Annotated in this window: 22 protein-coding genes and 1 pseudogene; 14 read left to right on the top strand and 9 right to left on the bottom strand. The window is 69.6% G+C overall.

All coding sequences use genetic code 11. The annotated features are described in order from the left end of the window. Positions 1 to 69 precede the first annotated feature (69 nt). The gene (locus tag ABZ260_RS07455) at positions 70 to 1,035 is read left to right on the top strand and encodes an ATP-binding cassette domain-containing protein (RefSeq protein WP_355613966.1); all 966 of its coding nucleotides are present in this window, start codon (positions 70 to 72) and stop codon (positions 1,033 to 1,035) included. Further along, entirely contained in the window at positions 1,035 to 1,838 is an 804-nt protein-coding gene (locus tag ABZ260_RS07450) for an ABC transporter permease (protein WP_355613963.1), read from the top strand. Before ABZ260_RS07455 ends, ABZ260_RS07450 begins: the two co-directional genes overlap by 1 nt. Before the next feature lie 128 nt (positions 1,839 to 1,966). Here the strand turns inward: ABZ260_RS07450 and ABZ260_RS07445 are convergent, their stop codons facing one another. Continuing rightward, positions 1,967 to 2,716, bottom strand: coding sequence for an SDR family NAD(P)-dependent oxidoreductase (locus ABZ260_RS07445; RefSeq protein WP_355613961.1), 750 nt, complete (start codon positions 2,714 to 2,716; stop codon positions 1,967 to 1,969). Positions 2,717 to 2,865: 149 nt separating this feature from the next. Between ABZ260_RS07445 and ABZ260_RS07440 the strand changes: the two genes are divergently transcribed. Next, positions 2,866 to 3,498, top strand: coding sequence for a helix-turn-helix domain-containing protein (locus ABZ260_RS07440; protein WP_355613959.1), 633 nt, complete (start codon positions 2,866 to 2,868; stop codon positions 3,496 to 3,498). A gap of 326 nt (positions 3,499 to 3,824) precedes the next feature. On the opposite strand, the gene ABZ260_RS07435 is transcribed toward ABZ260_RS07440, so the two are convergent. Together ABZ260_RS07435 and ABZ260_RS07430 are read right to left on the bottom strand one after the other, a co-directional pair. Next, a complete protein-coding gene (locus tag ABZ260_RS07435) occupies positions 3,825 to 7,202 on the bottom strand; it encodes a pyruvate carboxylase (RefSeq protein ID WP_355613986.1) in 3,378 nt (1,125 codons plus the stop codon). Between the two features lie 198 nt (positions 7,203 to 7,400). After that, positions 7,401 to 7,574: pseudogene (locus ABZ260_RS07430) on the bottom strand (L-serine ammonia-lyase, iron-sulfur-dependent, subunit alpha); the annotation flags it as partial. Positions 7,575 to 7,999: 425 nt separating this feature from the next. Here ABZ260_RS07430 and ABZ260_RS07425 point away from each other — a divergent pair. Beyond that, positions 8,000 to 8,263 (top strand): hypothetical protein, encoded by a 264-nt coding sequence (locus ABZ260_RS07425; RefSeq protein WP_355613957.1) that lies wholly within the window; start codon positions 8,000 to 8,002, stop codon positions 8,261 to 8,263. 57 nt (positions 8,264 to 8,320) lie between these two features. Here ABZ260_RS07425 and ABZ260_RS07420 read toward each other — a convergent pair whose 3' ends face one another. After that, entirely contained in the window at positions 8,321 to 9,043 is a 723-nt protein-coding gene (locus ABZ260_RS07420) for a phytanoyl-CoA dioxygenase family protein (protein WP_355613955.1), read from the bottom strand. 632 nt (positions 9,044 to 9,675) lie between these two features. Between ABZ260_RS07420 and ABZ260_RS07415 the strand changes: the two genes are divergently transcribed. Together ABZ260_RS07415 and ABZ260_RS07410 are read left to right on the top strand one after the other, a co-directional pair. Then, positions 9,676 to 9,996, top strand: coding sequence for a prevent-host-death protein (locus tag ABZ260_RS07415; protein WP_355613953.1), 321 nt, complete (start codon positions 9,676 to 9,678; stop codon positions 9,994 to 9,996). Beyond that, the gene (locus ABZ260_RS07410) at positions 9,993 to 10,403 is read left to right on the top strand and encodes a type II toxin-antitoxin system VapC family toxin (protein ID WP_355613951.1); all 411 of its coding nucleotides are present in this window, start codon (positions 9,993 to 9,995) and stop codon (positions 10,401 to 10,403) included. Before ABZ260_RS07415 ends, ABZ260_RS07410 begins: the two co-directional genes overlap by 4 nt. A 152-nt stretch (positions 10,404 to 10,555) precedes the next feature. Here ABZ260_RS07410 and ABZ260_RS07405 read toward each other — a convergent pair whose 3' ends face one another. The 4 genes from ABZ260_RS07405 to ABZ260_RS07390 form a co-directional block, all read right to left on the bottom strand. Then, positions 10,556 to 10,870 (bottom strand): 4a-hydroxytetrahydrobiopterin dehydratase, encoded by a 315-nt coding sequence (locus tag ABZ260_RS07405; RefSeq protein ID WP_355613949.1) that lies wholly within the window; start codon positions 10,868 to 10,870, stop codon positions 10,556 to 10,558. Between the two features lie 90 nt (positions 10,871 to 10,960). Continuing rightward, a complete protein-coding gene (locus ABZ260_RS07400) occupies positions 10,961 to 11,725 on the bottom strand; it encodes an ABC transporter permease (RefSeq protein WP_355613947.1) in 765 nt (254 codons plus the stop codon). Further along, positions 11,722 to 13,278, bottom strand: a complete 1,557-nt coding sequence (locus ABZ260_RS07395) for a hypothetical protein (RefSeq protein ID WP_355613945.1) — start codon at positions 13,276 to 13,278, stop codon at positions 11,722 to 11,724. The genes ABZ260_RS07400 and ABZ260_RS07395 overlap by 4 nt, the downstream gene beginning before the upstream one ends. After that, a complete protein-coding gene (locus ABZ260_RS07390) occupies positions 13,275 to 14,192 on the bottom strand; it encodes an ATP-binding cassette domain-containing protein (protein ID WP_355613943.1) in 918 nt (305 codons plus the stop codon). Before ABZ260_RS07390 ends, ABZ260_RS07395 begins: the two co-directional genes overlap by 4 nt. Positions 14,193 to 14,301: 109 nt before the next feature. On the opposite strand from ABZ260_RS07390, the gene ABZ260_RS07385 reads away from it, so the two are divergent. Together ABZ260_RS07385 and ABZ260_RS07380 are read left to right on the top strand one after the other, a co-directional pair. Next, positions 14,302 to 15,492 carry a HAMP domain-containing sensor histidine kinase gene (locus ABZ260_RS07385; protein ID WP_355613941.1) on the top strand — a complete coding sequence of 397 codons (1,191 nt, stop codon included), beginning with the start codon at positions 14,302 to 14,304 and terminating at the stop codon, positions 15,490 to 15,492. Beyond that, complete coding sequence (locus ABZ260_RS07380; protein ID WP_355613939.1) at positions 15,489 to 16,169, top strand: response regulator transcription factor; 681 nt, start codon at positions 15,489 to 15,491, stop codon at positions 16,167 to 16,169. The genes ABZ260_RS07385 and ABZ260_RS07380 overlap by 4 nt, the downstream gene beginning before the upstream one ends. Before the next feature lie 36 nt (positions 16,170 to 16,205). Here the strand turns inward: ABZ260_RS07380 and ABZ260_RS07375 are convergent, their stop codons facing one another. Beyond that, a complete protein-coding gene (locus ABZ260_RS07375; protein ID WP_355613937.1) occupies positions 16,206 to 18,401 on the bottom strand; it encodes a beta-galactosidase in 2,196 nt (731 codons plus the stop codon). 238 nt (positions 18,402 to 18,639) lie between these two features. Between ABZ260_RS07375 and ABZ260_RS07370 the strand changes: the two genes are divergently transcribed. The 6 genes from ABZ260_RS07370 (at position 18,640) to ABZ260_RS07345 (ending at position 25,804) form a co-directional block, all read left to right on the top strand. After that, positions 18,640 to 19,332: an RNA polymerase sigma factor gene (locus ABZ260_RS07370; protein WP_355613935.1), complete on the top strand. Its 693-nt coding sequence runs from the start codon at positions 18,640 to 18,642 to the stop codon at positions 19,330 to 19,332. A 1-nt stretch (position 19,333) separates the two neighbouring features. Then, entirely contained in the window at positions 19,334 to 20,158 is an 825-nt protein-coding gene (locus ABZ260_RS07365) for a permease-like cell division protein FtsX (protein WP_355613933.1), read from the top strand. A gap of 290 nt (positions 20,159 to 20,448) precedes the next feature. Next, complete coding sequence (locus tag ABZ260_RS07360; protein WP_355613931.1) at positions 20,449 to 22,719, top strand: TIM-barrel domain-containing protein; 2,271 nt, start codon at positions 20,449 to 20,451, stop codon at positions 22,717 to 22,719. Between the two features lie 9 nt (positions 22,720 to 22,728). After that, entirely contained in the window at positions 22,729 to 24,033 is a 1,305-nt protein-coding gene (locus ABZ260_RS07355) for an extracellular solute-binding protein (RefSeq protein ID WP_355555545.1), read from the top strand. An 80-nt stretch (positions 24,034 to 24,113) separates the two neighbouring features. Further along, positions 24,114 to 24,992: a sugar ABC transporter permease gene (locus tag ABZ260_RS07350; protein ID WP_355613929.1), complete on the top strand. Its 879-nt coding sequence runs from the start codon at positions 24,114 to 24,116 to the stop codon at positions 24,990 to 24,992. After that, a complete protein-coding gene (locus ABZ260_RS07345; RefSeq protein WP_355613927.1) occupies positions 24,989 to 25,804 on the top strand; it encodes a carbohydrate ABC transporter permease in 816 nt (271 codons plus the stop codon). The genes ABZ260_RS07350 and ABZ260_RS07345 overlap by 4 nt, the downstream gene beginning before the upstream one ends. Positions 25,805 to 25,995: the final 191 nt, after the last annotated feature.

Here is a 25,995-nt window from a genome sequence, read left to right as displayed (position 1 = left end):
GGTATTAGGATACTCTCAAAATTCAGATGTTAGGAACATCTGAGTTGACTGAGACGAGGGATGGTGACGGTGAGCGATCATGGGTTCGAGACCGAGGGGCTGGCCAAGAAATTCGGTAAGGTCACCGCGCTCGACGGGGTCAGTCTGGCCGTTCCACGCGGGCAGGTGCTCGGCCTGCTGGGACCCAACGGTGCCGGCAAGACCACCGTGATCCGCATCCTGGCGACCCTGCTGCGGCCCGACAGCGGACGCGCATCCGTGGCCGGGTTCGACGTGGCACGCCAGCCGGGACAGGTACGTCGGCGGATCGCACTGTCGGGCCAGCACACCAGCGTGGACGATGAGCTGACCGGGCTGGCGAACCTGGTCATGATCGGCCGGCTCCTCGACCTGCCCCGGCCGCAGGCTCTCCGGCGCGCCGCGGAGCTGCTGGCCCGTTTCGGTTTGGAGGACGCGGCGAAGAGGCCGGTGGCCGGCTACTCCGGTGGCATGCGCCGCCGCCTCGACCTGGCCGCGAGCATGGTCGGACACCCCGAGGTGGTCTTCCTCGACGAGCCCTCGGTGGGCTTGGATCCCGGCAAGCGCGACGAGCTGTGGCAGATGATCCGCGGCCTGAGCGCCGACGGCGTCACCGTCCTGCTGACCACCCAGTACCTCGAAGAGGCCGACGCCCTCGCCGACGCCATCACCGTCATCGACCGGGGACGGGTCATCGCCTCCGGCACTCCCGCGGAGCTGAAACGAGAAGTCGGCGGGCACACCATCGCCGTGCGGCTGAACGACCCCGCCGACACCGACGTGGCCACCGCCATCCTGGCCGATGTCGCCGGCCGGACCCCGGAACGCTCCACCCGCCACGAGTTGGTCGTGCCCGTCGCCGGTGACGAGGACTTCTTCGAGATCACCGCCCGGCTGCGCGAACACCGCATCGGCGTCTCCGAACTGTCGCTGCGCCTGCCCAGCCTCGACGAGGTCTTCCTCGCCCTGACCGGAACACCTACCACCACCGCCAACGAACCAACGAAGGCCGCCTGATGACCGCCACCGTGTCCAGCACCGAACAACCGCGTACCCGGCCGCTCGCCGGGCTCCGGCACAGCCTCGTGCTCGCCCGCCGCAGCCTCGCCAAGACCACCCGCAACCCCGGCCCGATCATCAACGGGGTCGTCACACCCGCCCTGTTCATGGTGCTCTTCCTCTACCTCTTCGGCGGATCGGTGGCCGGCTCCACCGCCGACTACCTCCAGTACCTCTTCCCCGGCATCCTCGTCATGGGCGCCGGCCTCGCCGGGATGGTCTCGACCGGCACCAGCATCAACCTCGACCTCAAGAACGGCGTCACCGACCGGTTCCGCAGCCTGCCCATCAGCCGCCTCGCACCCCTGCTCGGCTCCGTGCTGGCCGACCTCGTCCGCTACCTGCTCGCCGTCGCCATCCTCTTCGCGATCGGCGCACTCCTCGGCTTCCGCGTCCACGGCGACCTCGCGGCCGCCCTCGCCGCCGCCGGCCTGGCCATCGGTTTCGGCTTCTGCCTCAGCTGGGTCACCGTGTTCGTCGGCGTCCTGGTCAAGAACGCCGACACCGTCCTTGCGATCAGCTTCATCAGCTTCCTGCCGTTGCAACTCGGCACCAGCCTTGCCGCTCCGGTCGAGACCCTGCCCGGCTGGCTGCGAACCTGGGCCGAGATCAACCCCGTCACCCACGTCATGAACGCCTGCCGCGCCCTTCTCAACGGCACCCCGGTCGGCGGCACCGTCACCACCACGCTCATCTGGTGCGCGGCCCTCTTCGTGGTGTTCTGCCCCCTGGCCGTCCGCGCCTACAGCCGCCAACAATGACCCGGCCGGTTTTCGGGGTAACTCCTGATGAGTGCTGTGATCCAGGCATCCGGGGACACCGACCTGGAGGAAGCCGCGGTGAGTGGAGCACTGCTTCTGCTCCACAACACGGCACGCGGGTCAGACGGTCAGGAGGCGGTTTCGGCCTGCGGGATGGTCGGTTCCGGGTAGACCTGCTCGACGCGGTCGCGCCGGGTGTACATGTCCCAGTAGCGCTCGGCGATGTCGTCCGGGTCGACGACCGGGAACTCGATACCCTCGAACGCCGTGAAGTCATCCGCGGTGTCGTGCTTGGCCGGGGCGTTCTCGCTGCGGGCGATGGCCGCTGCGACGGCGAGCGTTCCGGCGTAGACGCCGGTGCCCGCCAGTTCGCCATTGAGCGAGTACAGGTAGTTGCGGGCCGCGGCCATCACCGGGCCCGGGCCGCTGAAGTGGGCACTCGGCAGCACCGCGGAGAGGCCCTGCGTCAGTAGGAACGCGCCCTCGCCGCGCTCGGTCATCTCCGGCAGCACGGCCTGGACCACCTCGACCGGGGTGAGCAGGAACAGCGGGATCAGTGCCTTGAGCGTGGCCGCGTCCAGCTTGGTGGCCGAGGTGAAGCTCTGACCGGCGGGGATCGGGCCGTACTCGACCACGTCGATCCTGCCGAACCGCTCCCGAATGGCGTTGACCACCGCGGGGACCTGAGCGGGCTCGGTCAGATCGGCGGAGAAGGCGGCGGCTTCGACGCCCTCGTCGGCAAGCTCCGCGACGAGGGCGTCCAGCCGGTCCTTACGGCGGGCCACCAGGGCCACGCGGAAGCCTTCGCGCCCGAAACGGCGGGCCATCGAGACGCCAAGCCCGGTACCGGCACCGAAGACGGCGATCACTTTGGACATGAGGTTGCTCCTTGCTGCCTGAATTAACTTGACCTGCGGGTCAACTTGGCTTTTCGACGGTAGCATGAAACTTGACCTCAGGGTCAAGTTGAGTCCCGGGCGGGATGCGACAATGAAGGTCGCCAGCCAGGACCAGGAGGAACAACCGGATGCGGGCCGACGCGGAACGAAACGCGGGCAAGCTGCGAGCAGCCGCGGCCGAGCTCTTCCAGGAGCGCGGCCTTCAGGTGCCGCTGAAGGAGATCGCCCGCCGGGCAGGCGTTAGCCACGGCACCCTCTACAACCTCTTCGGCAGCCGTGAGGCGCTCATCGACGAGGTGGTGGCCGACCTCGCGGCGGACCGGCTCGACGAGGTCGCCAAGTATGCCCTGGCCTGCGAGGACGCCTGGGACGGGTTCGCGTACTACATCGAGAGGATCTGTGAACTGCAGGCCACCGATCCCGCGCTCGCCGACGTACTGAGCGGCCGCTACCCGGGCGCCGAACGCCTGATGACCCTGTGCGGCAGGGCGAGCGACACCGCCACGCGAATCATCGAGCGAGCCCAGCGGGCCGGAACTCTGCGCCCGGATTTCACCGGCGAGGACCTCGCGTTCACTTTCGGTGCCATCGCCCTGCTCGCCCGCGCCGGCGCCGATGCCGCCCCCGATGCCTGGCGTCGCAGCATCGCGTTCCTACTCGACGGCCTGCGCACCGAAGCCGCCCGCCACCCGCTCCCCGTCGGCCCGGCGACACCGCAACAGGTCTACGAGGTGCTGGGCAGACTCACCGGCACGCCATAGGTGCCGGCCTCGGGCCGTCCGAGCAGGTCGACATCGGCTGGTTTCCGGCCGTGACAATCGGCACCCCGGTGAGGCGCGATCACTGGCGTTCAAGAACGCGGACGTGTAGACGGACAACCACGGGCTCCTGGCCGCTGAGCTGCTTAGACAACACCTCGGCTACCGGGAGCCCGCTCCCGTTCACGGGTCAACGACCCGGAAGTGGCCACACCTCGACGCCAAATCTCTTTGTCAGCAGGCTCTTAGGCTCAAGCGATCACCGCGTGTGACTTCCCAAGCCCAGCACACTCGGGACGCGGCTCGTCACCTGACTCGCCAGGCACGCCTCAAGCGGGGGTGATCTCGAGGACCAGGTCCCCGCCGTCGACCTGCTGCGTGCCGCTGAGGGCGATGCGCCGCACGGTGCCGGAGAGTGGCGCGGTGATGGAGGCTTCCATCTTCATCGCCTCGATGGTGGCAACGGTGTCGCCGGCGGCCACGACGTCGCCGACCTTGACGACCGGGGTGACCACGCCACCGAACGGTGCGCCGACGTGCCCGGGGTCGGCCGGATCGACCTTCTCCTGGGCGGGTGCCTCGGCGGAGACGGCTCGGTCACGGACGTTGATCGGGCGGAGCTGGCCGTTGATCGTGCACATGACGGTGCGGATGCCGCGTTCGTCGGGGTCGCTGATCGACCGCAGGCCGAGGATGAGGGTCTTGCCCTCGTCGATGACGACCTCGTGCTCCTCGCCGGGCCGGAGTCCGTAGAGGTAGGCGAACGTGGGGAGTGTGGAGACGTCGCCATACTTCTCGCGGGACTCGAGGAAGTCCCGGGTGGGGCCAGGGAAGAGCAGCGTGTTGAGGGTGAGCCTGGCGTCTGTCTCCAGGCTGCGGCGTTCGTCGGGTGTCAGGCCGACGGTGGGGATCTTTTGGGTGCGGCCGGCCAGCGCCTTGGTGCGGAACGGCTCGGGCCAGCCGCCGGGCGGGTCGCCGAGCTCCCCGGCCAGGAACCCGATGACGGAGTCGGGTATGTCGTACGCGCCGGGGTTGTCGGCGAAGGCGGCGGGGTCTGCTCCCACGGCGACCAGGTGGAGGGCGAGGTCGCCGACGACCTTGCTCGACGGGGTGACCTTGACGATGTTGCCGAGGATGCCGTTCGCGGCGGCGTACATGCCCTCGATCTGCTCGAACTTCTCGCCCAGACCGAGCGCGATGGCTTGCTGTCGCAGGTTGGACAGCTGGCCGCCGGGGATCTCGTGGGTGTACACGCGGCCGGTGGGGGACGGCAGTCCGGACTCGAAGGGTGCGTAGAGGCGGCGGGTGGCCTCCCAGTAGGGCTCGAGGTCGCAGACCGCGGCGAGGGAGAGCCCGGTCTCGCGATCGGTGTGGTCCGTCGCGGCGACCAGCGAGGAGAGCGCCGGCTGGCTGGTGGTCCCCGCCATGGCGGCGCAGGCGGCGTCGACGGCGTCGACCCCGGCGTCGATGGCCGCGAGGAGGGTGGCGAGCTGGCCGCCGGGGGTGTCGTGGGTGTGCAGGTGGACCGGCAGGTCGAAGCGCTCGCGGAGGGCGGTCACCAGTGTGCGGGCGGCCGGGGCGCGCAGCAGACCGGCCATGTCCTTGATCGACAGGATGTGGGCGCCGGCGCCGACGATGCGTTCGGCCAGGCGCAGGTAGTAGTCCAGTGTGTAGAGCGTCTCGCGGGGGTCGGACAGGTTGCCGGTGTAGCAGAGGGCGACCTCGGCGACCGCGGTTCCGGTGTCGCGGACGGCCTGGATCGCGGGGGCCATCTGGGACACGTCGTTGAGGGCGTCGAAGATCCGGAAGATGTCGATGCCGGTGGCGGCGGCCTCGTGGACGAAGGCCTCGGTCACCTCGGTCGGGTACGGCGTGTAGCCGACGGTGTTGCGGCCGCGCAGCAGCATCTGCAGACAGATGTTGGGGACCGCTGCGCGGAGCGCTTCCAGTCGCTCCCAGGGGTCCTCGGACAGGAACCGCAGCGCCACGTCGTACGTCGCCCCGCCCCAGGCCTCCAGCGACAGCAGCTGGGGCGTGGTGCGGGCCACGTGTTCGGCGACGTTGAGCAGGTCCTTGGTCCGCACCCGGGTGGCGAGCAGCGACTGGTGGGCGTCGCGGAAGGTGGTGTCGGTGACCGCCACCGGGGTCTGCTGCCGCAGCGCCCGGGCGAACCCGACGGGGCCGAGCTCGAGGAGCCGCTGACGGGAGCCGTCGGAGAGGGCGCCCGACCCGGTGGGCAGCTTGGCCAGGGGGTCGATGGCCGTCGGTGCCGGGCCGTGGGGCTGATTCACGGTCACGTCGGCGAGGAAGGTCAGCAGCTTGGTGCCGCGGTCGGCACTGGACCGGGCGGTCAGCAGCTGCGGGTGGGTCTCGATGAAGCTGGTGGTGAGCCGGCCGGCCTGGAAGTCGGGGTCGTCCAGGACCGCCTGGAGGAACGGGATGTTGGTCGCGACGCCGCGGATGCGGAACTCCGCGACCGCGCGGCGGGCCCGGTCGACGGCAGTGGCGAAGTCGCGGCCCCGGCAGGTCAGCTTGGTCAGCATCGAGTCGAAGTGCGCCGACACCTCCGCGCCGGTGTAGGTCGTACCCCCGTCGAGGCGGACCCCGGCCCCACCCGGCGAGCGGTACGTCGTGATCGTGCCCGTGTCGGGACGGAACCCGTTGGCCGGGTCCTCTGTGGTGATCCGGCACTGGAGGGCCGCGCCCCGCAGCCGCACCGAGTCCTGGGAGAGCCCGAGGTCGGCCAGGGTCGCACCCGAGGCGATCCGCAGCTGCGCCTGCACCAGGTCGACGTCGGTGACCTCCTCGGTCACGGTGTGCTCGACCTGGATCCGCGGGTTCATCTCGATGAACACATACATGCCCGCCCGGTCGAGGAGGAACTCCACCGTGCCCGCGTTGACGTACCCGATCGTGCGCGCGAACCGCACCGCGTCGGCGCACATCCGGTCCCTCAAGTCCGGGTCGAGGTTCGGTGCCGGCGCGATCTCGACCACCTTCTGGTGCCGCCGCTGCACCGAGCAGTCCCGCTCGAACAGATGGATCACCTCGCCCGTGGCATCCGCCAGGATCTGCACCTCGATATGGCGGGGGTCGACCACCGCCTGCTCGATGAACACGGTCGGGTCCCCGAACGCAGCCTCGGCCTCACGCATGCACGTCTCCACCGCATCACGTAGACCAGTGGGCGAATCGACCCGGCGCATTCCCCGGCCACCACCACCGGCGACTGCCTTGACGAACAGCGGATAGGGCATCGCAGCGGCAGCCTCGACCAGGCTGTCCACGTCGGTCGACGGTGCGATGCTCGCCAGTGTCGGAACCCCGGCAGCCTTCGCCGCGGCGATGGCGCGCGCCTTGTTGCCCGTCAGGGTGAGCACATCGGCCGACGGGCCCACGAACGTGATGCCCGCCGCGGCACACGCCTCGGCGAGCTCAGGGTTCTCCGACAGGAAGCCGTAGCCCGGATACACCGCGTCCGCACCCGCGGACCGCGCCGTCTCCACGATCAGCCGCGGGTTCAGGTACGCCCGCACCGGGTGCCCACGCTCTCCGATCTGGTACGCCTCGTCCGCCTTCAGCCGGTGCTCCGAACCCCGGTCCTCGAACGGGAACACCGCCACCGTCTCGGCCCCCAGCTCGTACGCCGCGCGAAGGGCACGGATGGCGATCTCACCTCGGTTGGCGACGAGGACTTTGCTGAACATGGGGGGACCTAGCCTTCCTTGCGCTGGGAGGTCTCGGCCAGACGTGCCAGACCCTGCAACAGACCATCGCACAATCCGGTGGCCCCGGACCATGGCGCGCGGCCAGGCCGTAGCGCCGCTCGTCGAGCCAGGCAAGCACCGGCGCATGGTCTTGATCGCCTTGTCGAGGCTTACCTTGTGTCTGCCCGTGCCGTTGATCGCGAGGCGGGCCGCGTTGATCGCCTTGACCGACGCGATCGCGTTGCGTTCGATGCAGGGGATCTGCACCAGGCCGCCGACGGGGGCGCAGGTGAGCCCGAGGTTGTGCTCGATCCCGACCTCGGCGGCGTTCTCCTCGTTGACCGCGAGCGCGAACAGGTTCACCCAGTCCATCACCCGCAGCGGGTCGTCGGACCCGGCTCCGGACGCGAGATCGCGATGCAGCGCGGGCGCTCGGCGCGGGACCTTCAGCCCGCCCGGTCGTAGTCATCCACGACAATCGCTACCGAAGCGCGCACAGGACGGCGAGGGAGGGGGCGAGGACCTCGCTCCGGTCGCGCGTTCAGACCGTTTCGCCGCCGGCCACCCCGACCTGCCGCCACAGGTCATCGTCGAGTTGCTCGCCGATGACGACTGGCAAGTGGTGGAGGCGGCGGCCGCCAATCCGTCACTGCCGCCCGCGGTGATGTCGAAGCTGATGCCCTGACCGGTGACAAGGCGGATCGCAGGCTCCGGGCAGAGCACGCTGCTCGGCACCGCCCGCAGGGGCCGTTACCGCGTGATTGCTGCCTTGGCGGAATTGGCGATGCAACTCTTGCATGGCTGGAAGGACACGATCTCCTCCGGGGGCGCGCCGCCTGCGCTGCCAACCCCGGCGCCGGCGCCGGGCCGTCTCGCGGGCCGAGTTCGCCGCCGTGTCCCGCGGCATGCCGCTCCTGGACGACCGAAAGTACCGCGAGGACATGGACCAGCACGTCAACGACGACCTCTACGACCGCGCCTACAGCAGAGGCGAGTTCGCGGAGGACATTGAACCCGAGCTCGGGCTGTTCACGCTGCCCCGAGTGAACCATCGCGGGTAGGCGCCCGCCCAGGCTCAGACGGACGGAAGCCGTCTCCCTTTGAGATGCAGGCGCTTACTACAGTACGGCGCGTGCCAGGGCGTTACCCTTGCCCGGCGCGACCGGCGCGGTCAGGAACACCGGCGTCTGGGCCATGAAACGCGGTCGCGTCCCCCGGTGCTCGTCGGCCGCGTGCACGGTCAGCGGGTGAACCAAGTACATGTCGCCCGGCTGCCCGGTCGCGTACGCCGTCGGCCTGTCCTTGGAAGCCGCATCCAGTAGCGGCCCAGCCTCGAACGGGTCGAGCACCTGCTCACCCAGCATCCTGGCGGCGTCCCGATGCGAGCCCACCCTGATACGGGTCGGCGCGTCGTCGTCCCCTACCTCCGACAGCAACACCAGCAGCAACATCGTCTCCGGCCGTCCCGACACGGCCCACGAGCCGTCGGGCCGGGCCACAGAGGCGTCGATGTGCCAGCCCCGATCGTCGACCGGCGCCACACCGGGGAAGCGGATCGGCATGTTGCCGATGGCCCCGGGGGGCACCCACCCACCGGGACCGGCCACCTCGTCCAACGCCTCACGCAGCCGCGGACTGCCCGCGAGCTCCCCGAAGGGTCCGTGGCCGGTCAGGTCGGCGGCCCATACCACGGGCTGTTGCCAGCCAGAGGGGGCGTCAGGCGACAGGCCGATCTGCCGCCATACCAGCGCCCTGGCCGCGTCCCCGAGCTCCCGGGGTACGGCCGCCTCCAGCTTGACGAAGCCTTCGGCAACAAAACGGTCAACATCCACCATCGCCATACGAGCACCATAACGACGCCGTCCACTGATTTTCCGGACGCTACTCCTACCGATATGCAGGCATCAATCACTCATACCCCCTCAAAACGCCCTCTCAACGCGATTGTTTGTGAGACCGTGCGCTCGCCTCTGACCGTGCTCACCGGACTGGGCTATGACACCCTTCTGACCAGCTAATTTGTCTTAAGCGCGTCTTTATCGCCCACGATCGCGCTTGGTCACCGCCGAAGGTGACCGCACTGGCTGCGACTCGTGCCCTGTTTGCCGCCCGCCTGGCCGAGGTCGGCCCGGCTCATCTGCGGGCGAAGCGTGCGAGGACCGCTACGGCTTGCCGGGCATGGGTGGAGTACCGCACCGGCTGATCCACGCGCGACGTCGTGGATCAGCCGGTCTCCGAACCCGCTTTGACCGGCAGGGCACCGGATCGGCCGCGCGGCACGCCTGGTCGATTCGAATTCGACCCGCATCTTCAAGGTCGTAAGTTTTACCGATGACCCGTACGGTCCTCGCACGGCTGCCGATCTCCAGGACGGAGCCACCGTGTCGAGGGTCGACGCAGACGTGGCGGAGCGCGGGCGACACTCTGGTGCCACCAAGTAGCACCAGGTAGCACGCGGAGGTAGAGTTGATGAGTGAGCACTCCTGAGCCTGACCACTCCCACCAGATCTCCCAGCGCGATCTGCGCAACCGGTCAGCGGAGATCATGGATGGACTGGAACGCGGAGAGCGGTACGCCGTCACACGCAACGGCCACCACATCGGCGATCTGGTTCCCATCCGCCGCCGGCGCCGGGCCGTCTCGCGGGCCGAGTTCGCCGCCGTGTCCCGCGGCATGCCGTGCCTGGACGACCGAAAGTACCGCGAGGACATGGACCAGCACGTCAACGACGACCTCTACGACCCCTACGACCGCGCCTATGGCAGAGGCGAGTTCGCGGAGGACGGGGAATGACCCCCGTTCAAGGGTTGCTCGACACCAACATCCTCATCCTGCGCGCTGGAATCGACCCCGACGAGCTGCCAGACGAGATGATGATCAGCGCCATCACCACCGCGGAGCTGTCGGTCGGCGTACTGACGGCCGGTGGAGCGCAGGAACTCGCCCAGCGGATGAGGATCCTGCAAACCGCCGAGGCCGAGTTCGACCCGCTGCCCTTCGATGACAACGCCGCTCGCGAGTACGGCCAGTTGTGGACCGCCGTCATCGCCTCCGGCCGCAAACCCCGCCCCCGAACAGCCGACCTGATGATCGCCTGCGTGGCGATCGCGAACCGGCTCCCCCTTTACACCTGTAACCCGAAGGACTTCAAAGGCTTGGACCACTTGCTCACCGTGGTCCCGGTCACCCGACCCCGGTAAGGCGACGCATGAAGGAGCCGGGGAATCGTCGGCCACTCCCTGCTGCACCGAAGACCCCGATCAGCTGAGAGGCCGAGTCCGCGTCGCGCAAGCCCCCGCCTCCCGGCGAAAGGCCAAGGCCAGCGTTGGCAGGGCGTCGCTGGCTAGGTCTATCAGGTCGTTGCGGCTCCGTGTTTTTCGGTGATTTCGTTGATCCGGGCGGCAAGAAGAAAATCTAGCTCTGTTACGACATCGCCCGCCGTGTGAGTGGTCATGGCGATACGTAGGTGGTCCCATCGGATATCGATGTCTGGCCGGTGTTCCAACTCGATGGCAACCTGTGCGATTTCGGCGACGGCGCGCATCGCGCTGTCGTAGCCGATCGAGTAGTCCTTGCTGATCTCGTTGGTGTCGCCGGACCAGCCGCTTGATGCCAGGCGAAGCGTAACCTCTTCGGCGGGCAAGGGGGCACGAAGCCCTATGTCCACCGCCTCCCTATCTCGCAGGGTTCCTGCTAGGTGATATTCGTCAGCGCCTTAAAGCCCCTAACAAAATGCTCGATGGGGGACCTCTTATCCCTATGCATCGCGTGCCCGCAGCAGTAGCCCGCCGCTCAGGAGCGCCGCGGTGGACCATGCGGCCAGTACGCCCAGGCCGGCCCAGGGGCTGAGGGGCAGGCTGGACAGGTGGGTGGTTGCTTGGACGGCGAGCCCGGCGTTCATCGGTGAGATCTGCCACAGGAGCTTGGCGACGTCCGCGTCGGGGACCATGAGGATGATGGCGGGGAAGAGGTAGAGCAGGCCGAGGACGACGCCGATGGCGGTCGCGGAGTCCCGTACGGCGGTGGCGATGCCCAGGCTGAACAGGGCGATCAGCGCGAGGTAGAGGACCGAGCCGAGGGCGGCGCGCAGCATCGGCTCGCCGGTGAGGGCCAGCAGCTCGGGGGTGAAGCCGTTGTCGAGCAGGATGCGCCGCCCGGCCAGCGCGGATGCGAGCACGGCGACGCTCCCCGCGGCCACCGTCAGCCCGGTGAGGATGACGGCCTTGGCGGCCAGGACGGTGATCCGTCCCGGCATCGCCGCCAGGGTGGTGTGGATCATGCCGGTGCTGAACTCGCCGCTGATCGCCAGTACGGCCAGGATGGCGACGACCGCCTGGCCTGCTTGGATCCCGAAGAGGCTGATCTTGCCGGGATCGTAGCCGCAGCCGGCCGAGGTGCAGGACACGACGGCGGCTGCCGCGGCGCTGACGGCGACGGTCAGCGTGACGAGGGTGAGCAGAAGCCGGCCGGTGCCTGGCAGCGTGCGTAGTTTCGTCCATTCCGCGTGCAGGTGCTGTGTCATGCGTCCCTCCGGCGTAGCCGGACGACGGCCAGGCCGAGGGCGAGCGCGGCGTAGCCGGCCAGCACGGCGAAGCCGGCCCACGGCGCCAGCGGGTAGAAGCCGGCGATCGGCGCGTAGTGACCGAGCACGTGGGCGTACTCGGGGATGCTCTGCTGGATCGCGAAGCCGGCGGCCGGGGTGATGCGTAGCAGCCATCGCGCCGCGGTGTCGGGCAGGACGGAGGTGGTGGCGAGGACGTGCGGGACCACGATCAGCACGATGGCGGTGATGACGGCTCCGACGCTGCGCCGGAAGAGGGCGCCGAGGGCGAGGGCGAGCACGGCGGCGACGGCGAGCAGTGCCGCCGTGCCGACGACGACACGCACCTCGGTGAGCCAGGACACCGGAAGGATGTGGTTGCCGTTGGCGCGCAGGATCTGGGTACCGAACGTCAGCGTGATCGCGGTGGCGGCGAGTCCGGCGACGAAGGTGACCGTGCCGATCGTGAAGGCCTTGGCCGCCAGCATCCGGCCGCGGCGCGGGACGGCGAGCAGAGTGGTGCGGATGAGCCCGCGCCGGTATTCGGCGGTGACGAACATCACCGCCACCACGATCACCACGATCAGCCCGGTCAGCACGCCCGTGAGGGTGCGCTCGACGGTCTGCCCCTCGATGGACGGCGCGATGTCGCCGACTCCGGTGACGCTGAACGTGCCGCCGGATTCGCCGGCGCGGCCCGGATGGTGGGATGACCCGTCGGGCGCTTTCGTGACGCCTATGTCGTCGTTGCGCCAGGCGTCGCCAGACGTCTGGCCCTCCAGATCGACCCGGTCGAAGACGGCGGTGGCCTCGGTGAAGCGCGCTGCCGAGACGGACCCGCCGAGATCTCCCTGCGTCACCGTCAGATCGCCGGGGGAGGTGGCGAAGAGCCCGATCTCGACCGTGGCCGGCAGCCCGGACAGGCGGGCGGTACCGACCTCGGCCCAGTCGGTGCCGTCGGTGGACTCGTACCCGGTGAGGATGTCACCGGAGCGGGTCAGCCGCAGCCAGCGCGGGGAGTCCTCCGACACGCCGCCCGGACGACCCGCCACATCGTGGGTGAAGTTGTGCTGCATCCGCACCCCGTGCGCGCCGGTGATCATCAGCGCCGCGTAGGCCGAACCCTGCTTGGTGCTCTGTTTGACCATGACTCCGGCCTTCGCCCACGGCACGAGTCCGGGAACGACGTTCCGAACGCCGGGGGTGACGTCGGGCTTGCGGATCTGGCCGGTCATGGACGTCGCCCGGGCGGTGATGCTGCCGTTGCCGGCCAGCGTCCGGTGCACGAAGTAGAACTTGTCTTCCACGGCTTCGCCGCCCGGCCCCACGGGAACCGCAGGACAGACGACCTCGGTGGGACCGCTGGCGCACGAGGCATGGCTGCCTGAGGCGGACGACAGGCCGAGCAGCACGATGACCAGCGCTCCCGCGGTCATGGCGATCACCCAGCCACGTACCGTCCTGAACTTGGTCCACTCGGCACGCAGCAGCCGGGCCGGGCCGCCAGGTCCGGAGCGGTTCACGGTGGTGGTCATCGCGTTGCCCCCCGGAATTCGACCGCGTCCCTGGTGAGGTCCAGGTACGCCTCCTCCAGCGTCGCGCGGTGGGCGGCCACTTCGGAGAACGGCACCGCGTTGGCGTTGAGCAGTGCCACGATGTGCTCGGCCGGCAGCCCCGAGACGATGAGCGTGTCGTGTTCGATGACGGTCACGGTGGCACCGGCGTGTGCCAGCGCCGACATCGCGTGCTCGCGTGCCGTCGTGCGCAGCGTGACGCGGCCGCTGGAGGTGGCGGCGATCAGGTCGGCCACGCTGGTGTCGGTGATGACCCGGCCGCGGCCGACCACCACGAGATGGTCGGCGGCATCTTGCAGCTCGCTCATCAGGTGGCTGGAGACCAGCACGGCGCGTCCTTCGGCGGCCAGCGAGCGCAGGAAGCCGCGGATCCACACGATGCCCTCGGGGTCGAGCCCGTTGACCGGCTCGTCCAGCATGAGCACCGGCGGGTCGCCGAGCAGCGCCGCGGCGATCCCGAGCCGCTGGCGCATGCCCAGCGAGAAGCCGCCCGCCTTGCGCCGGGCAGCCGAGGTCAGCCCGACCTGCTCGATTACCTCATCCACCCGCCTGACGCCCAGCCCTTGGGAGTGGGCCAGCCACAGCAGATGGTTGCGCGCGCTGCGGCTGGGCTGCAGCGCGGCGGCGTCCAGCAGCGCGCCGATGTGGCGCAGGGGGGTGCGCAGGCTCCTGTACGGCCGCCCGCCGATCAGTGCACTGCCCTTCTCAACCGCGTCCAGGCCGAGGATCACCCGCATGGTGGTGGACTTTCCCGCGCCGTTGGGCCCGACGAACCCGGTGACCTGTCCCGGCTTCACGGTGAAGGACATGCCGTCCAGCGCCACGGTCGGCCCGAACCGTTTGCGCAGCCCGGTGACTTCGATGGTTGCTTGCATGCGTTCGGTTGTACGGAAAAGGCGCTAACACGGGCCGAACGGAGGCTGTCACATCGCTGTTAGGTCCGGCACGGCATCCTGGAGACCTGCATGGAACGGGAGGGGACCGATGAGGATGCCGCGACGTCTGGCGCTGCCGATCCGTACCGTACGGTGGCGTTTCACCGTCATGTACGGAGGCGCGTTCCTCGTGTCCGCCGTCGGGCTGCTGGTCATCACCAACCTCATTGGCCTGAGCGGGACGCGGATCAGCGAGACCGCGCCCCTCGGCAACCCGCCGGGCCAGCCCACCCTCGCGGCCGCCCAGGACCTCATCGGTCGGCTCCAGGCCCAGCTGTCGGAGACGCAGACGGCCCAATCGCGTCGGCTTCTCATCGGCTCGGCGGTCGCGCTCGCTGTCATGGCCGTGCTCTCGGTCGTGCTGGGCCGCATCGTCGCGGGCCGGGTGCTGCGCCCATTGCGGACGATCACCGCGGCCACGCGGCAGATCTCCGCCGACAACCTGCACCGGCGGCTGGCCGTGCCGGGTCCCGCCGACGAGGTGAAGGACCTCGCCGACACCATCGACGGGCTGCTGGAACGGTTGGAGGGCTCCTTCGCCGCGCAGCGCCGGTTCGTCGCCAACGCCTCCCACGAGTTGCGCACCCCGCTGGCGACCATGCGGGCATCGCTGGACGTGGCCATCGCCAAGCCGGAGCCCGTACCGGCGCAGACGATCGCTCTCGCCGGCCGGATCCGTACCGAACTGGACCAGATCGACCGGCTTCTGGAAGGCTTCCTCATGCTCGCCCGCACCCAGCACGGCGCCCTGTCCGACCGCGCGACGATCTCGCTCGGCCGCGTGGTGTCCGCCGCCCTGGACGCCCGGGCGGCCGACATCACGGACAAGAGCCTGACCGTCCACCACGGCGACGTCCACGACAGTGCCTGGACGCGGGGAAGCCGGACGCTCCTGTCCCGTATGGTCGACAACGTGATCGACAACGCGGTCGCCCACAACCACGACGGCGGCTGGATCCGGGTCGCCGCCACGGCCGACGGCGCGACGGCGCGGCTCATCGTGGAGACGGGCGGGCGAGTTCTCGACCAGGAGCAGCTCGCGCGGCTGGCCCAGCCGTTCCAGCGGCTCGGCGCGGACCGGACCGGCTCCGACAACGGCTCCGGGCTCGGACTGTCGATCGTCGCCGCCGTCGCCACAGCCCACGGTGGCAGCCTGGATCTGCGTGCCCGGCCCGAGGGCGGCCTCCAGGTCGCCATCTCGCTGCCTCTGGCGGCCGTGCAGGCAGGTGTCCCGGTGTGAGGGTGCTGGTGGTCGAGGACGCGCGCTCCCTGGCGGCCGTCCTGGCCGAGGGGCTACGCGACCAGGGCATGGCCGTGGACGTGGCGCATGACGGCCTGGAGGCTGCGGCCAAACTCGACCTCAACGCCTACGACGTGGTCGTCCTTGATCGCGACCTGCCGGGAATCCACGGCGACACCCTCTGCCAGATGATCACTGAACGCGATGACCGCGTCATGGTCTTGATGCTGACCGCGGCCGGCTCGCCCGGCGACCGGGTCAGCGGCCTGACCCTGGGGGCCGACGACTACCTCGCCAAGCCCTTCCACTTCCCCGAACTGGTCGTACGCATCCGCTCCCTGACCCGCCGCCAACCCTTCGCCCGCGCCCGCACCCTACGCGCCGCAGGCGTCGAGCTCGACCCCCTGCGCCGCACAGCCATCCGCGACGGCCGTCAACTCGACCTGTCGGTCAAGGAATTCGCCCTCCTCGAAGCCCTCCTACGCGCCGCCCCCGCCTTCCTCAGCGCCGAGGACCTGCTCGAACAAGTTTGGGACGAACACGCCGACCCGTTCACCAACACCGTCACCGTCACCATCGGCCGCCTACGCCGCAAACTCGGCAACCCTCCGATCATCACCACCACACCCGGCGTCGGCTACCGCATCACCGGCGACTTCCACGGAATCGCGATGTAGAGCATGAACGAGGGGGTCGGTGAGGATCGCAGCCAATCAGGGCTTCGAGTCATCGTGCACTCGTACGGCGAAGCCACCCGGGGGCAGGTGCAGGCCCTCGACTTCCCGCTCCTCATCACCGTGGTTGATGGCGAAGAGCCAGTCGCCGCGTCGGACGAGTTCCACGGGGGCGGGGGACAGGCCCAGCAGGCGGGCGTAGGCGGCGTCGGTCAGGCGGGTGGAGATGTAGAGGGCCGTGCCGGAGCCGTACGGGTGGCGGGTGATGGCGGGTTGGCCGGAGAGCGGGGTGCCCAGGGTGTGCGGGCCGGTGTAGACGGCCAGGGCCTCGGCGCCCTCCAGGTGTACGTGCTCGCTCCAGAAGGTGCCGGTCTCCGCTTGGTCGAAGGTGCCGGCTCCGGGGCGGGACCGCGTGGGGGGTTCGGCCTGGTCGGGGATGCGCGCCGAGGTTCTGGCCTCGGTGGGTACGGGATCGGCCGGGCGCAGGCCGGATCCGTTCGGGGGCGGGGCGGACAGGGTGAGGGTGACCTCGGGGGGCAGGGGGTGGAACTCCTCGACTCTGATGCCGAGGAGGTCGCGGAAGGCGCCGGGGTAGCCGCCGAGGCGGACGCGGGCGTGCTCGTCGGCGACGCCGCTGAGGTAGGAGACCACCAGGGTGCCGCCGCCCGCGACGTAGCGGCGCAGGTTCTCGGCGTCGGCGTCACAGATGAGGTAGAGGCTCGGAACGAGCACGAGCGGGTACGCCGACAGGTCGGCGGAGGGGTGCACGAGGTCGGCGGTGACGCCGTGCCGGTAGAGCACCCGGTGCACCTGGCGTACGGCCTCGGTGTAGTTCAGCTCGGTGGAGGGCAGGCCGGGGGCCTGGAGCGCCCAGTTCGCCTCGACGTCCCAGAGGATCGCGGCCCCGGCCTCGACGGGGGCCGCGCAGGCGTCCTCCAGGGTGGGCAGCAGCGCGCCCAGGTCGCAGATCTCTCGGAAGATCCGGGAGTCGGGTCCGGCGTGCGGCACCATGCCCGCGTGCCAGAGTTCGGCGCCGCCCCGGGAGGCCCGCCACTGGAAGAACATCGCCCCCCGCGAGCCCCGCGCGATGTGCGACAGGCTCAGCCTGGTGATCTCGCCGGGCCGCTTGGCGAGCATCCGGGGGCCGGTGTAGGTGACCACCGCCTGCTCCATCAGCAGCCAGGGCTTCCCGGCGGCCGGGCCGTGCGCCGGGTCGTCGGCCGAGTCGCGCGTCGGATCGGCTGAGCTGTGCGCTGGATGCGAGGCCGAGCCGTGCGCCGGGTCGGAGGCTGAGCCATGCGTCGGACCGGTCGAACCATGCGTCGGAGCCGAGGCCCAGCCGCGGGCCAGGTCGGCGGCGAAGGCGGTTTCGGCAGGTGGGTCGGCGGACGGGTAGTGGTCGATGGCCACCAGGTCGACCTCGGCCGCCCAGTGCCGTTGGTTCACCGGGACCCAGTCGCCGAGGACGAAGTTCGTGGTGATCGGGACGTCCGGGGTGAGCTCGCGCAGCACCGCCTTCTGCTCGCGGAAGTGGTCGAGCATCGCGTCGGAGACGAACCGCCGGAAGTCCAGGACCTGGGCGGGATTGGGCAGGTACTGGGTGGCGCGGGGCGGGGTGATGTGCTCCCAGGCGGAGTAGTGCTGGCTCCAGAACGAGGTGGTCCAGGTGTCGTTCAGCGCCTCCAGGGTGCCGTGCCGCGCCTGGAGCCAGATCCTGAAGGCGTCGGCGGCGTGCTCGCAGTGGCAGGTGGTGCCGTACTCGTTGTGCACGTGCCACATGGCCAGCGCCGGGTGGTCGCGGTAGCGGTCGGCGAGCGTACGGGCGATCCCGGCGCAGGCGGTGCGGTAGGCGGGGGAGTGCACGCAGTAGGTGTCGCGGCTGCCGTGGGTGAGCCGGGTGCCGCCGGGGGTGACGGTGCGGGCGTCGGGGTGGGCGAGGCCGAACCAGGGGGGAGGGGAGGCGGTCGGGGTGGCCAGGTTGACCCCGATCCCGCCGGTGTGCAGCAGGTCGAGGACGCGGTCGAGCCAGCCGAAGTCGTGCACGCCGGGTGCGGGCTCCAGCCGCGCCCAGGAGAACACCCCGACGCTGACCAGGTTGACCCCGGCCCGCCGCATCAGCTCGACGTCCTCCTTCCAGACCTCCTCGGGCCACTGCTCGGGGTTGTAGTCCCCGCCGTAACACAGCCCGCCGAGCCGTTCCGACCAGTCCACGGCTCCCCTTTGTTTGGATGGCAACTAAACTAATTATCCACGCGCGGCGGGCCGGGCTCAAGAGGGCGCCCTCGGCTTCGGCCCTGGTCCAGGTCTCCCTCACCCGCGAAACCCGCGAACGACCCGCGCGAGGGGCGGGATTCGTGCTGGGTCTCGGGAGTGTCGGGTACGGATCGGCGGCGGCATGTGAGCCTTCTCGTGAAGACGGCGGCGGGGTGCGGGCAATAACAGCGTCCGTTGCCCCACGAAAGGCATCCTCCGCATGAGAGTAAACAGCGATCGTCCGCCCGATCGCGTCTTTCCCGACCTGGCCTTTCCGGCATCGTTCCTCACGGACGAGGCGGTCGGGGACGACGTGGCAGGGGACGCCGTGCCGGTGGAGGCCGCGGTCGCGAGTGACGCCGAGGTGATCCGGCTGTCGCTGCGCGATCCGGAACGGTTCGCCGAGGTCTTCCACAAATACTTCGCCGCGATCCATCGGTACGCCTCCGCCAGACTGGGCGCCGACGCCGCGGACGACGTCGCGGCGGAGACGTTCCTCGCGGCCTTCCGGCAGCGGGAGCGCTACGACCTGTCCCGTCACGACGCGCGCGCGTGGCTGTTCGGCATCGCCACCAACCTGATCAGACGGCACCGCAGGGACGAGGTGCGCCTGTACCGCGCGCTGGAGCGGGCGAGGGACGCCTCCGTCACCGACTCGGGAGTGTCACCGGTGGACCGCGCCGACGCCGACCTCGCGCAGCGCCGCCTGGCGGGCGCGCTCGCCGTGTTGAAAGCCGGTGACCGGGAGGCACTCCTGCTGGTCGCGTACGGCGAGCTCAGCTACGCGGAGGTGTCCGACGCCCTGGGCATCCCCGTTGGCACCGTCGGGTCCCGCCTGAACCGGGCCCGCAGGCAGGTCAGGAAGGTTCTGGACAGGGACGTCGCAAGCAAGGGGAGACGACACGATGGATGAGATGAACCTGCTTCGTGACCGGGCCGAGGCCCAGCCCGCTCCGCGGCCAGAGGCGGTCGCCTCCGCACTCAACCGCCTTCGTGGCGTCGCCGGGGAGTCCGAACGCGGCGTCTCCGGGTGGCTCAGGCGGGTAGCCCGGCGTTCGATCCGGCTGCCAGGATCGCGCCGGAGGCTCGCCGTGGCGGGCCCGCCGGCCTCGCGACGGCGATGGTCGCGCCCGCTCCCGCGCCTCATGGCCGCGGTCGGTGCCGCGGCCACAGTCGTCGCGGTGGTGACGACGACGACGGTGATCGCACGGGGGCCAGGTGAGGGGCGGCCGCCCACGCCCGCCGCTACGGGTTATCGGGAGGTGTGGCGCGAGGGGGACCCTGAGATCGTGGTGTTCCTCTGCAAGGACGACTCGCCCTTCCTGTTGTGCGGTGGCGGTGGCTTCGCCGTGGACGACGGTGGCCTCGGTCCGCCGCCGGAACCCATTCTGGGTGGCAAAGCCGCCACGTCGCGGGACGTGGCGGTGATCGAGCGGACGCTCGGGGCCATGCCGCAGGTGGAGGCGATCTCCTTCGTGAGTAAGCAGGAGGCTTACGCCGACCTGCGTCGCGAGGACGGGCCGTCCGGGAAGCTGTCCGAGATCCTCGACGTGGAGGACATGAACGAGTCGTTCACCTTGAAGATGCGGCCCGGCACCGACTGGAACGCCGTGATCGAGAAGGCCGAGACGCTGCGGGGAGTGGCCAACGTGGTCAACCGCAAGTGCCGCACTGAGAACGCCCGGGAGATCGTCGAGAGGGACAGGACCCTGTGCGCTTCGGGTGGTTACGGGGACTGACCGAGGACCGACCGAACCCGTGCCGGTGGGTGAGCGCGGCGTTCGATGACGTCGCGGTGCCAGGAGGCGTCACGGGCGGGCCGGACGGGCATCCGGCCCGCCCGTCCTGCCGTGAGGCGCGGCTTCGGGGATGACGGGTCGCCTTCGAGGCGAGGTGCGTACGGGCTCGAAGAGGGGGGTCCGGGTGAGCTCCGGCAGGTGCAGGCATTGACGTTTGTTGGTTTGGACGTAAAACTAACTCGGCAGATGCAGGCTCGAGCGCTGGAGTTCCCATGCCTTACCGTCCCCCGTTGGTTGCGCACGAGTACTTCGTCGCCGACCCACCTGAGCTGCCCGTACGCTCGCACGGTGAGGGGGGCCTGTCGGCGTTGATCTCGGCTGAGCCGGTCGCCTCCGATGCGGCAGGGGTGATCCTGAAGGCCGTGACATCGGCCGAGGAGACGCTCCTGGTCCAGGTGAGCGTGGCGGGCGAGGGGGTGATCCGGGTCCGGCTCGGCCAGGACGCGGACGCGCGGACTCGGTCGGCCGCCGCGATCTCCATGGTCACGCCGGGAGAGTTCGCCGGGGCGCGGGTGGAGAGCCTGGACGGGACGATCCTGCTGGACGCGGGCTCGCTCCGTGCGGAGATCACCCTTGCGCCCTGGCATCTGAGGTTCACCGACGCGAGCGGGGCGCCCCTGCTGGAGCAGGACCGGGGGCACACCGACATCAGCGGCCGGTTGCGCACGCTGCCCTTCGGCCGCTCCAGCTCGAACGGTGCGGTGGTCGGCTACCACGAGAGCTTCGCCGCCCCCGCCGACGAGGCGTTCAGCGGGTTCGGCGAGTCGTTCACCCGGCTCGACAAGCGCGGCCAGCGGCCGGTCATGTGGAACTTCGACGCGTTCGGCGCCGAGTCGCAGCGGGCGTACAAGAACGTTCCGTTCTACCTGTCCAGCAGGGGTTACGGCGTGCTGGTGGACAGTGGGACGCCGGTGGAGTTCGACGTCTGCCAGACCACGCACAGCTGCGTGCAGATCGTGGTCCCGGACGACCTGATCGACTACTACGTGATCGCCGGGCCCACCCCGTCCGAGGTGCTCGGCCGGTTCGACCTGCTGACCTGCGCGCCGCTGCTCCCGCCGAAGTGGGCGTTCGGCACCTGGATCTCCTCGGGGTTCTTCGTCGACACCCAGGAGCGGGTGATGGCCAGGGCGCGGCGGATCCGCGAGCGCGGCATCCCGTGCGACGTGCTCCACCTGGACACCTACTGGCAGACCGACGGGCACTGGTCCGACCTGCGCTGGGACGCAGGCGGCTTTCCCGACCCGACCGGCATGCTGGCCGAGCTGGACGAGATGGGGTTCAAGGTCTGCCTGTGGATGAACCCGTACATCTCCCACCTCAGCCCGGCCTTCCCGGAAGCGGCTGAGAACGGATATTTCCTGAAAAAGCCTGATGGCGAGGTCTACGTGGCCGACTGCTGGCACGGCTCCTACCCGGCCTGCGGCATCGTCGACTTCACCAACCCGGCCGCCACCGAGTGGTTCCAGGGACTGCTCCGCCCGCTGCTCGAACAGGGCGTCCAGGTCTTCAAGACCGACTTCGCCGAGGGGGTGCCGCACGACGCGGTCGCGGCCAACGGGATGTCGGGCACCGACCTGCACAACGTCTACACGCTGCTCTTCAACGACGCCGTCTCCGAGGTGACCCGCGAGATCGCCGGGCACGGCATGGTCTGGGCGCGCTCGTCGTTCCTCGGCGGGCAGCGGCACTCGGCGCAGTGGAGCGGCGACACCTTCACCAGCTACCCGGCGATGGGCAGCACGCTCCGTGGCGGGCTGGCGCACGGTCTGTCCGGCATCCCGTTCTGGAGTCACGACGCGGGCGGGTTCACCGGCCGCCCCACCGACGACCTGTACGTCAGGTGGACCCAGTTCGGCGCGTTCTCCCCGCTGCTGCGCCTGCACGGCACCACCAGCCGGGAGCCGTGGGAGTTCCCCGAGGTGGAGGCGGAGGCGGTCGAGGCGCTGCGGCTGCGCTACCGGCTGATGCCGTACATCTACACGGCGGCCGTCGAGGCCGCCGCGACCGGGGCGCCGATGATGCGGGCGCTCTGCGTCGACTATCCCGATGACCCGGTGGCCTGGCAGGCGGACCTGGAGTACCTCCTCGGCCGCGACCTGCTGGTGGCGCCGATGACCTCACCCGAGCAGGTCAGGAAGGTCTACCTGCCGGGCGGGCGGTGGGTGGACCACTGGACCGGCGAGGTGCTGGCCGGCGGCAGGTACGTCACGGTCGCCACGCCGCTGGACCGCATCCCGCTGTTCGTCAGGTACGGCGCGATCATCCCCGTCCTCGCCGAGCCCGGCGTCGCCGTCGGGGACGGGCCGTTCGGGGAGATCACCCTGGTCGCCTACGGCGTGGGCGAGAGCAGCACCACGATCTCCGACCACGACGGGGACACCACGATCACCGCGATCCCCGAGGGCGAGGGCCTGCGGGTGACCGTCTCGGGGAGCGCGCGGATCGCGGGCGTCGAGCTGGTGGGGGCCAGTGTCCCGATCGTCATCACCACCATCTAGGAGAAGACCATGTTCAACCTGAGAGTCGGTGTCGCCACGGTGGCGGCGCTCGCGGCGCTCGCCGCCTGCGGCGGCACCGAGCAGGCGGCGGACAAGCCCGCCGCGGACGGCCCCCGCGTCCTGAAGCTCTGGCACTACGAGGGCGCCGACAGCGCGATGGGCAAGGCCTGGGCCGAGGCCGTCAAGCAGTTCGAGGCGACCCACCCGAACGTGACGGTCAAGTTCGAGGAGAAGGCGTTCGAGCAGATCCGCCAGTCCGCGGGCATGATCCTCAACTCGGACGAGGCCCCCGACGTCATGGAGTACAACAAGGGCAACGCCACGGCGGGGCTGCTCTCCAAGCAGGGGCTGCTCACCGACCTCACCCCCGAGGTGACCAAGCGGGGCTGGGACAAGCTGCTCAGCCCCTCGATCCAGACCACCGCCAGGTACGACGAGCGCGGTGTGATGGGCGCGGGCAAGTGGTACGGCGTCCCGAACTACGCCGAGTACGTGATGGTCTACTACAACAAGGACGCGTTCAAGAAGGCGGGCGTCGAGGTGCCCACCACCTACGAGGAGTTCACCGCCGCCCTCGACACGTTCGTCAAGGCGGGGACCACCCCCATCGCGGTCGGCGGCGCCGAGTATCCGGCGCAGCAGATCTTCTACCAGCTCGCGCTGAGCAAGGCGCAGCGCTCCTGGGTGGACGCCTTCCAGCTCTACAAGGGCAAGGTCGACTTCAAGGGGCCGGAGTTCAAGTACGCGGCCGACACCTTCGCCGACTGGGTCAAGAAGGGTTACGTCGACAAGGACTCCGCCGCCATCAAGGCCGAGGACATGGGCGTCTCCTTCATCGGCGGCAAGTACCCGATCCTGGTCTCCGGCAGCTGGTGGTACGGCCGCTTCGTCAGCGACGTCAAGGACTTCGAGTGGGGCTCGTTCCTCTGGCCGGGCAACACGATGAGCGCCGGGTCCAGCGGCAACGTCTGGGTCGTCCCGGAGAACGCCAAGAACAAGGACCTCGCCTACGACTTCATCGACATCACCATGAAGAAGGACATCCAGAACCTGCTCGGCAACTCCGGCGGCATCCCGGTGGCCGCCGACACGGCCGCGATCACCGATGAGAAGAGCAAGGAGCTGATCGAGAACTTCAACAAGCTCTCGGCCTCCGACGGGCTGGCCTTCTACCCCGACTGGCCGGCGCCCGGCTACTACGACGTGCTGGTGGCGGGCGTGCAGAACCTCATCAACGGCACCAAGACCCCCGACGCGGTGCTGGACGAGATCGCCGCTCCGTACGACGAGAACCTCGCCGACATCGGTAACTGACCCCTCCCGCGGCCCGCGCCGTGACGATCACGGTGTCACGGCGCGGGGCTTACGCACAGAACAGAGAAAGGAGACCTCCGATGCCGAGGTCTCGTGACCGCGGGTACTGGGTGTTCCTGCTGCCGAGCGCCGTGCTCTTCACCGCGGTCATCGTCGTGCCGTTCCTGATGAACGTCGGCATCGGCTTCACCCGCTGGCAGGGGATCGGCGACCCGAGGTGGATCGGGCTGGAGAACTACACCCGGCTCCTCGCCGACGAGCGGTTCTGGTCCTCCTTCCGCAACAACGTCGCGCTCATCGTGGCGATGGCGATCGTCCCGACGCTCATCGGCCTCGTCCTGGCCGCCACGCTCTTCGACTACGTGGGCAAGAAGGTCGGCCCCCGCGCGGCCAGCCTGCTGCGGGCCGCGTACTACCTGCCGCAGGTGCTGCCGGTCGCGGTGGCCGGAATCGTCTGGGGCTGGATCATGCACCCCAGGTTCGGGGCGCTCAACGAGCTGCTCGGGCTGCTGGGGATGGAGCCGAGGAACTGGCTGGGGGACCCGGGCTGGGCGCTGCCGAGCGTCATGGTGATCATGGTCTGGTTCCAGATCGGCTACCCGGTGGTCATCTTCATGTCCGGGCTGCAGCGGGTCGACCCCGCGCTGTACGAGGCCGCCGAGATGGACGGCGCCTCGTGGTGGCGGCGGTTCTGGCACATCACGATCCCGCAGATCCGGCCGGAGATCTACGTGGTCCTGCTGACCTGCACGATCGCCGCGCTCAAGGTCTTCGGGCCGATCTTCGTGCTGACCAGGGGCGGCCCCGGCGGTGCCACGCTCGTGCCCTCCTACTTCAGCTACCAGAACTTCTTCGAGAAGGCCAACGTCGGCTACGGCGCGGCGATCGCCACCGTGCTCACCCTGGTGATCATCGCGGTGACGGTCTTCTTCCTGCGGGTTCAGGACAGGGAATCATGATCCGGAAGTACTCGGTCCTGGTCTCGCTGGTCGTGCTGGCCGTCGTGATGCTGGTGCCGTTCGTCATCGTCACGCTCAACGCGGTCAAGTCACCGGCCGACTACTCCTCGGGCGGGCCGCTGAGCCTGCCGAGCGAGCTGTACCTCGACGGGATCGTCGACTTCTGGAACCGGGTCGACTTCGGCGGCAAGCTCTGGAACAGCCTGCTGATCAGCGGCTCGGTGGCCGTGCTCGCGACGGTCCTGTCGGTGCTCAACGCCTACGCGCTCGGCATCGGCAGGGTGCGCGGGCGGGTGTGGATCCTGGTCGTCTTCCTGGTGGCCAACACGCTGCCGCAGGAGGCGCTGGTCTACCCGCTGTACTACCTGGCCAAGCAGGCCGGTCTCTACGACACCAGGCTCGGGGTGATCATCATCTTCACGGTGATCCAGAGCGCCTTCGGGACCTACCTGCTCTCCTCGGTGCTCGGCCGCTTCCCGCACGAGATCCTGGAGGCCGCCGCCCTGGACGGGGCGGGCAGGTGGCGGGCCCTGTGGCGGATCGTCGTGCCGATCAGCAGGCCCACGCTGAGCGTGCTGCTCATCTTCTTCTTCATCTGGACCTGGAACGAGTTCTTCCTGCCCCTGGTCTTCCTCATCTCCAACGAGAACCAGACGGTTCCGGTCGCCCTCGGGGTGCTGCAGGGGGACAAGATGATGGACGCCACGATGTCCAGCGCCTCGGCGCTGCTCGGCATCCTGCCCGCGGTCGCCTTCTTCCTCATCTTCCAGCGGACCCTGACCCGCGGCGTGACCGTGGGCGCCGTCAAATGAGCCAGCGAATGAGCCGTCGAATGAGCCGTCGACGGGCTCTCCGGCCGAGCATCCGCCGAGCCCCGGCCGGGCTCCTGACGCCGTACGCCGCTCGGGGGCGGACGGCGTCCCCAGACCCGCAGTTCTTCGACTCCCCCTGACCTGGAGGCGAGATGTCCTTATCGACCAAGGCAGCGACCAGGGCCGCCGCG

Origin of the sequence: Streptosporangium sp. NPDC006013 (assembly GCF_040614275.1) — a bacterium.
GTDB lineage: Bacteria > Actinomycetota > Actinomycetes > Streptosporangiales > Streptosporangiaceae > Streptosporangium.
Note: the sequence above shows the minus strand (reverse complement) of the source record. Positions and strands in the feature narration are given on the sequence as shown.

Excerpts from the sequence above, each read along its gene's own strand:
- ABZ260_RS07450 (WP_355613963.1), top strand. The coding sequence starts at position 1,035 with ATGACCGCCACCGTGTCCAGCACCGAACAACCGCGTACCCGGCCGCTC.
- ABZ260_RS07445 (WP_355613961.1), bottom strand. The coding sequence starts at position 2,716 with ATGTCCAAAGTGATCGCCGTCTTCGGTGCCGGTACCGGGCTTGGCGTC.
- ABZ260_RS07440 (WP_355613959.1), top strand. The coding sequence starts at position 2,866 with ATGCGGGCCGACGCGGAACGAAACGCGGGCAAGCTGCGAGCAGCCGCG.
- ABZ260_RS07435 (WP_355613986.1), bottom strand. The coding sequence starts at position 7,202 with ATGTTCAGCAAAGTCCTCGTCGCCAACCGAGGTGAGATCGCCATCCGT.
- ABZ260_RS07425 (WP_355613957.1), top strand. The coding sequence starts at position 8,000 with ATGGCTGGAAGGACACGATCTCCTCCGGGGGCGCGCCGCCTGCGCTGC.
- ABZ260_RS07420 (WP_355613955.1), bottom strand. The coding sequence starts at position 9,043 with ATGGCGATGGTGGATGTTGACCGTTTTGTTGCCGAAGGCTTCGTCAAG.
- ABZ260_RS07410 (WP_355613951.1), top strand. The coding sequence starts at position 9,993 with ATGACCCCCGTTCAAGGGTTGCTCGACACCAACATCCTCATCCTGCGC.
- ABZ260_RS07400 (WP_355613947.1), bottom strand. The coding sequence starts at position 11,725 with ATGACACAGCACCTGCACGCGGAATGGACGAAACTACGCACGCTGCCA.
- ABZ260_RS07395 (WP_355613945.1), bottom strand. The coding sequence starts at position 13,278 with ATGACCACCACCGTGAACCGCTCCGGACCTGGCGGCCCGGCCCGGCTG.
- ABZ260_RS07390 (WP_355613943.1), bottom strand. The coding sequence starts at position 14,192 with ATGCAAGCAACCATCGAAGTCACCGGGCTGCGCAAACGGTTCGGGCCG.
- ABZ260_RS07385 (WP_355613941.1), top strand. The coding sequence starts at position 14,302 with ATGAGGATGCCGCGACGTCTGGCGCTGCCGATCCGTACCGTACGGTGG.
- ABZ260_RS07370 (WP_355613935.1), top strand. The coding sequence starts at position 18,640 with ATGAGAGTAAACAGCGATCGTCCGCCCGATCGCGTCTTTCCCGACCTG.
- ABZ260_RS07365 (WP_355613933.1), top strand. The coding sequence starts at position 19,334 with ATGAACCTGCTTCGTGACCGGGCCGAGGCCCAGCCCGCTCCGCGGCCA.
- ABZ260_RS07355 (WP_355555545.1), top strand. The coding sequence starts at position 22,729 with ATGTTCAACCTGAGAGTCGGTGTCGCCACGGTGGCGGCGCTCGCGGCG.
- ABZ260_RS07350 (WP_355613929.1), top strand. The coding sequence starts at position 24,114 with ATGCCGAGGTCTCGTGACCGCGGGTACTGGGTGTTCCTGCTGCCGAGC.
- ABZ260_RS07345 (WP_355613927.1), top strand. The coding sequence starts at position 24,989 with ATGATCCGGAAGTACTCGGTCCTGGTCTCGCTGGTCGTGCTGGCCGTC.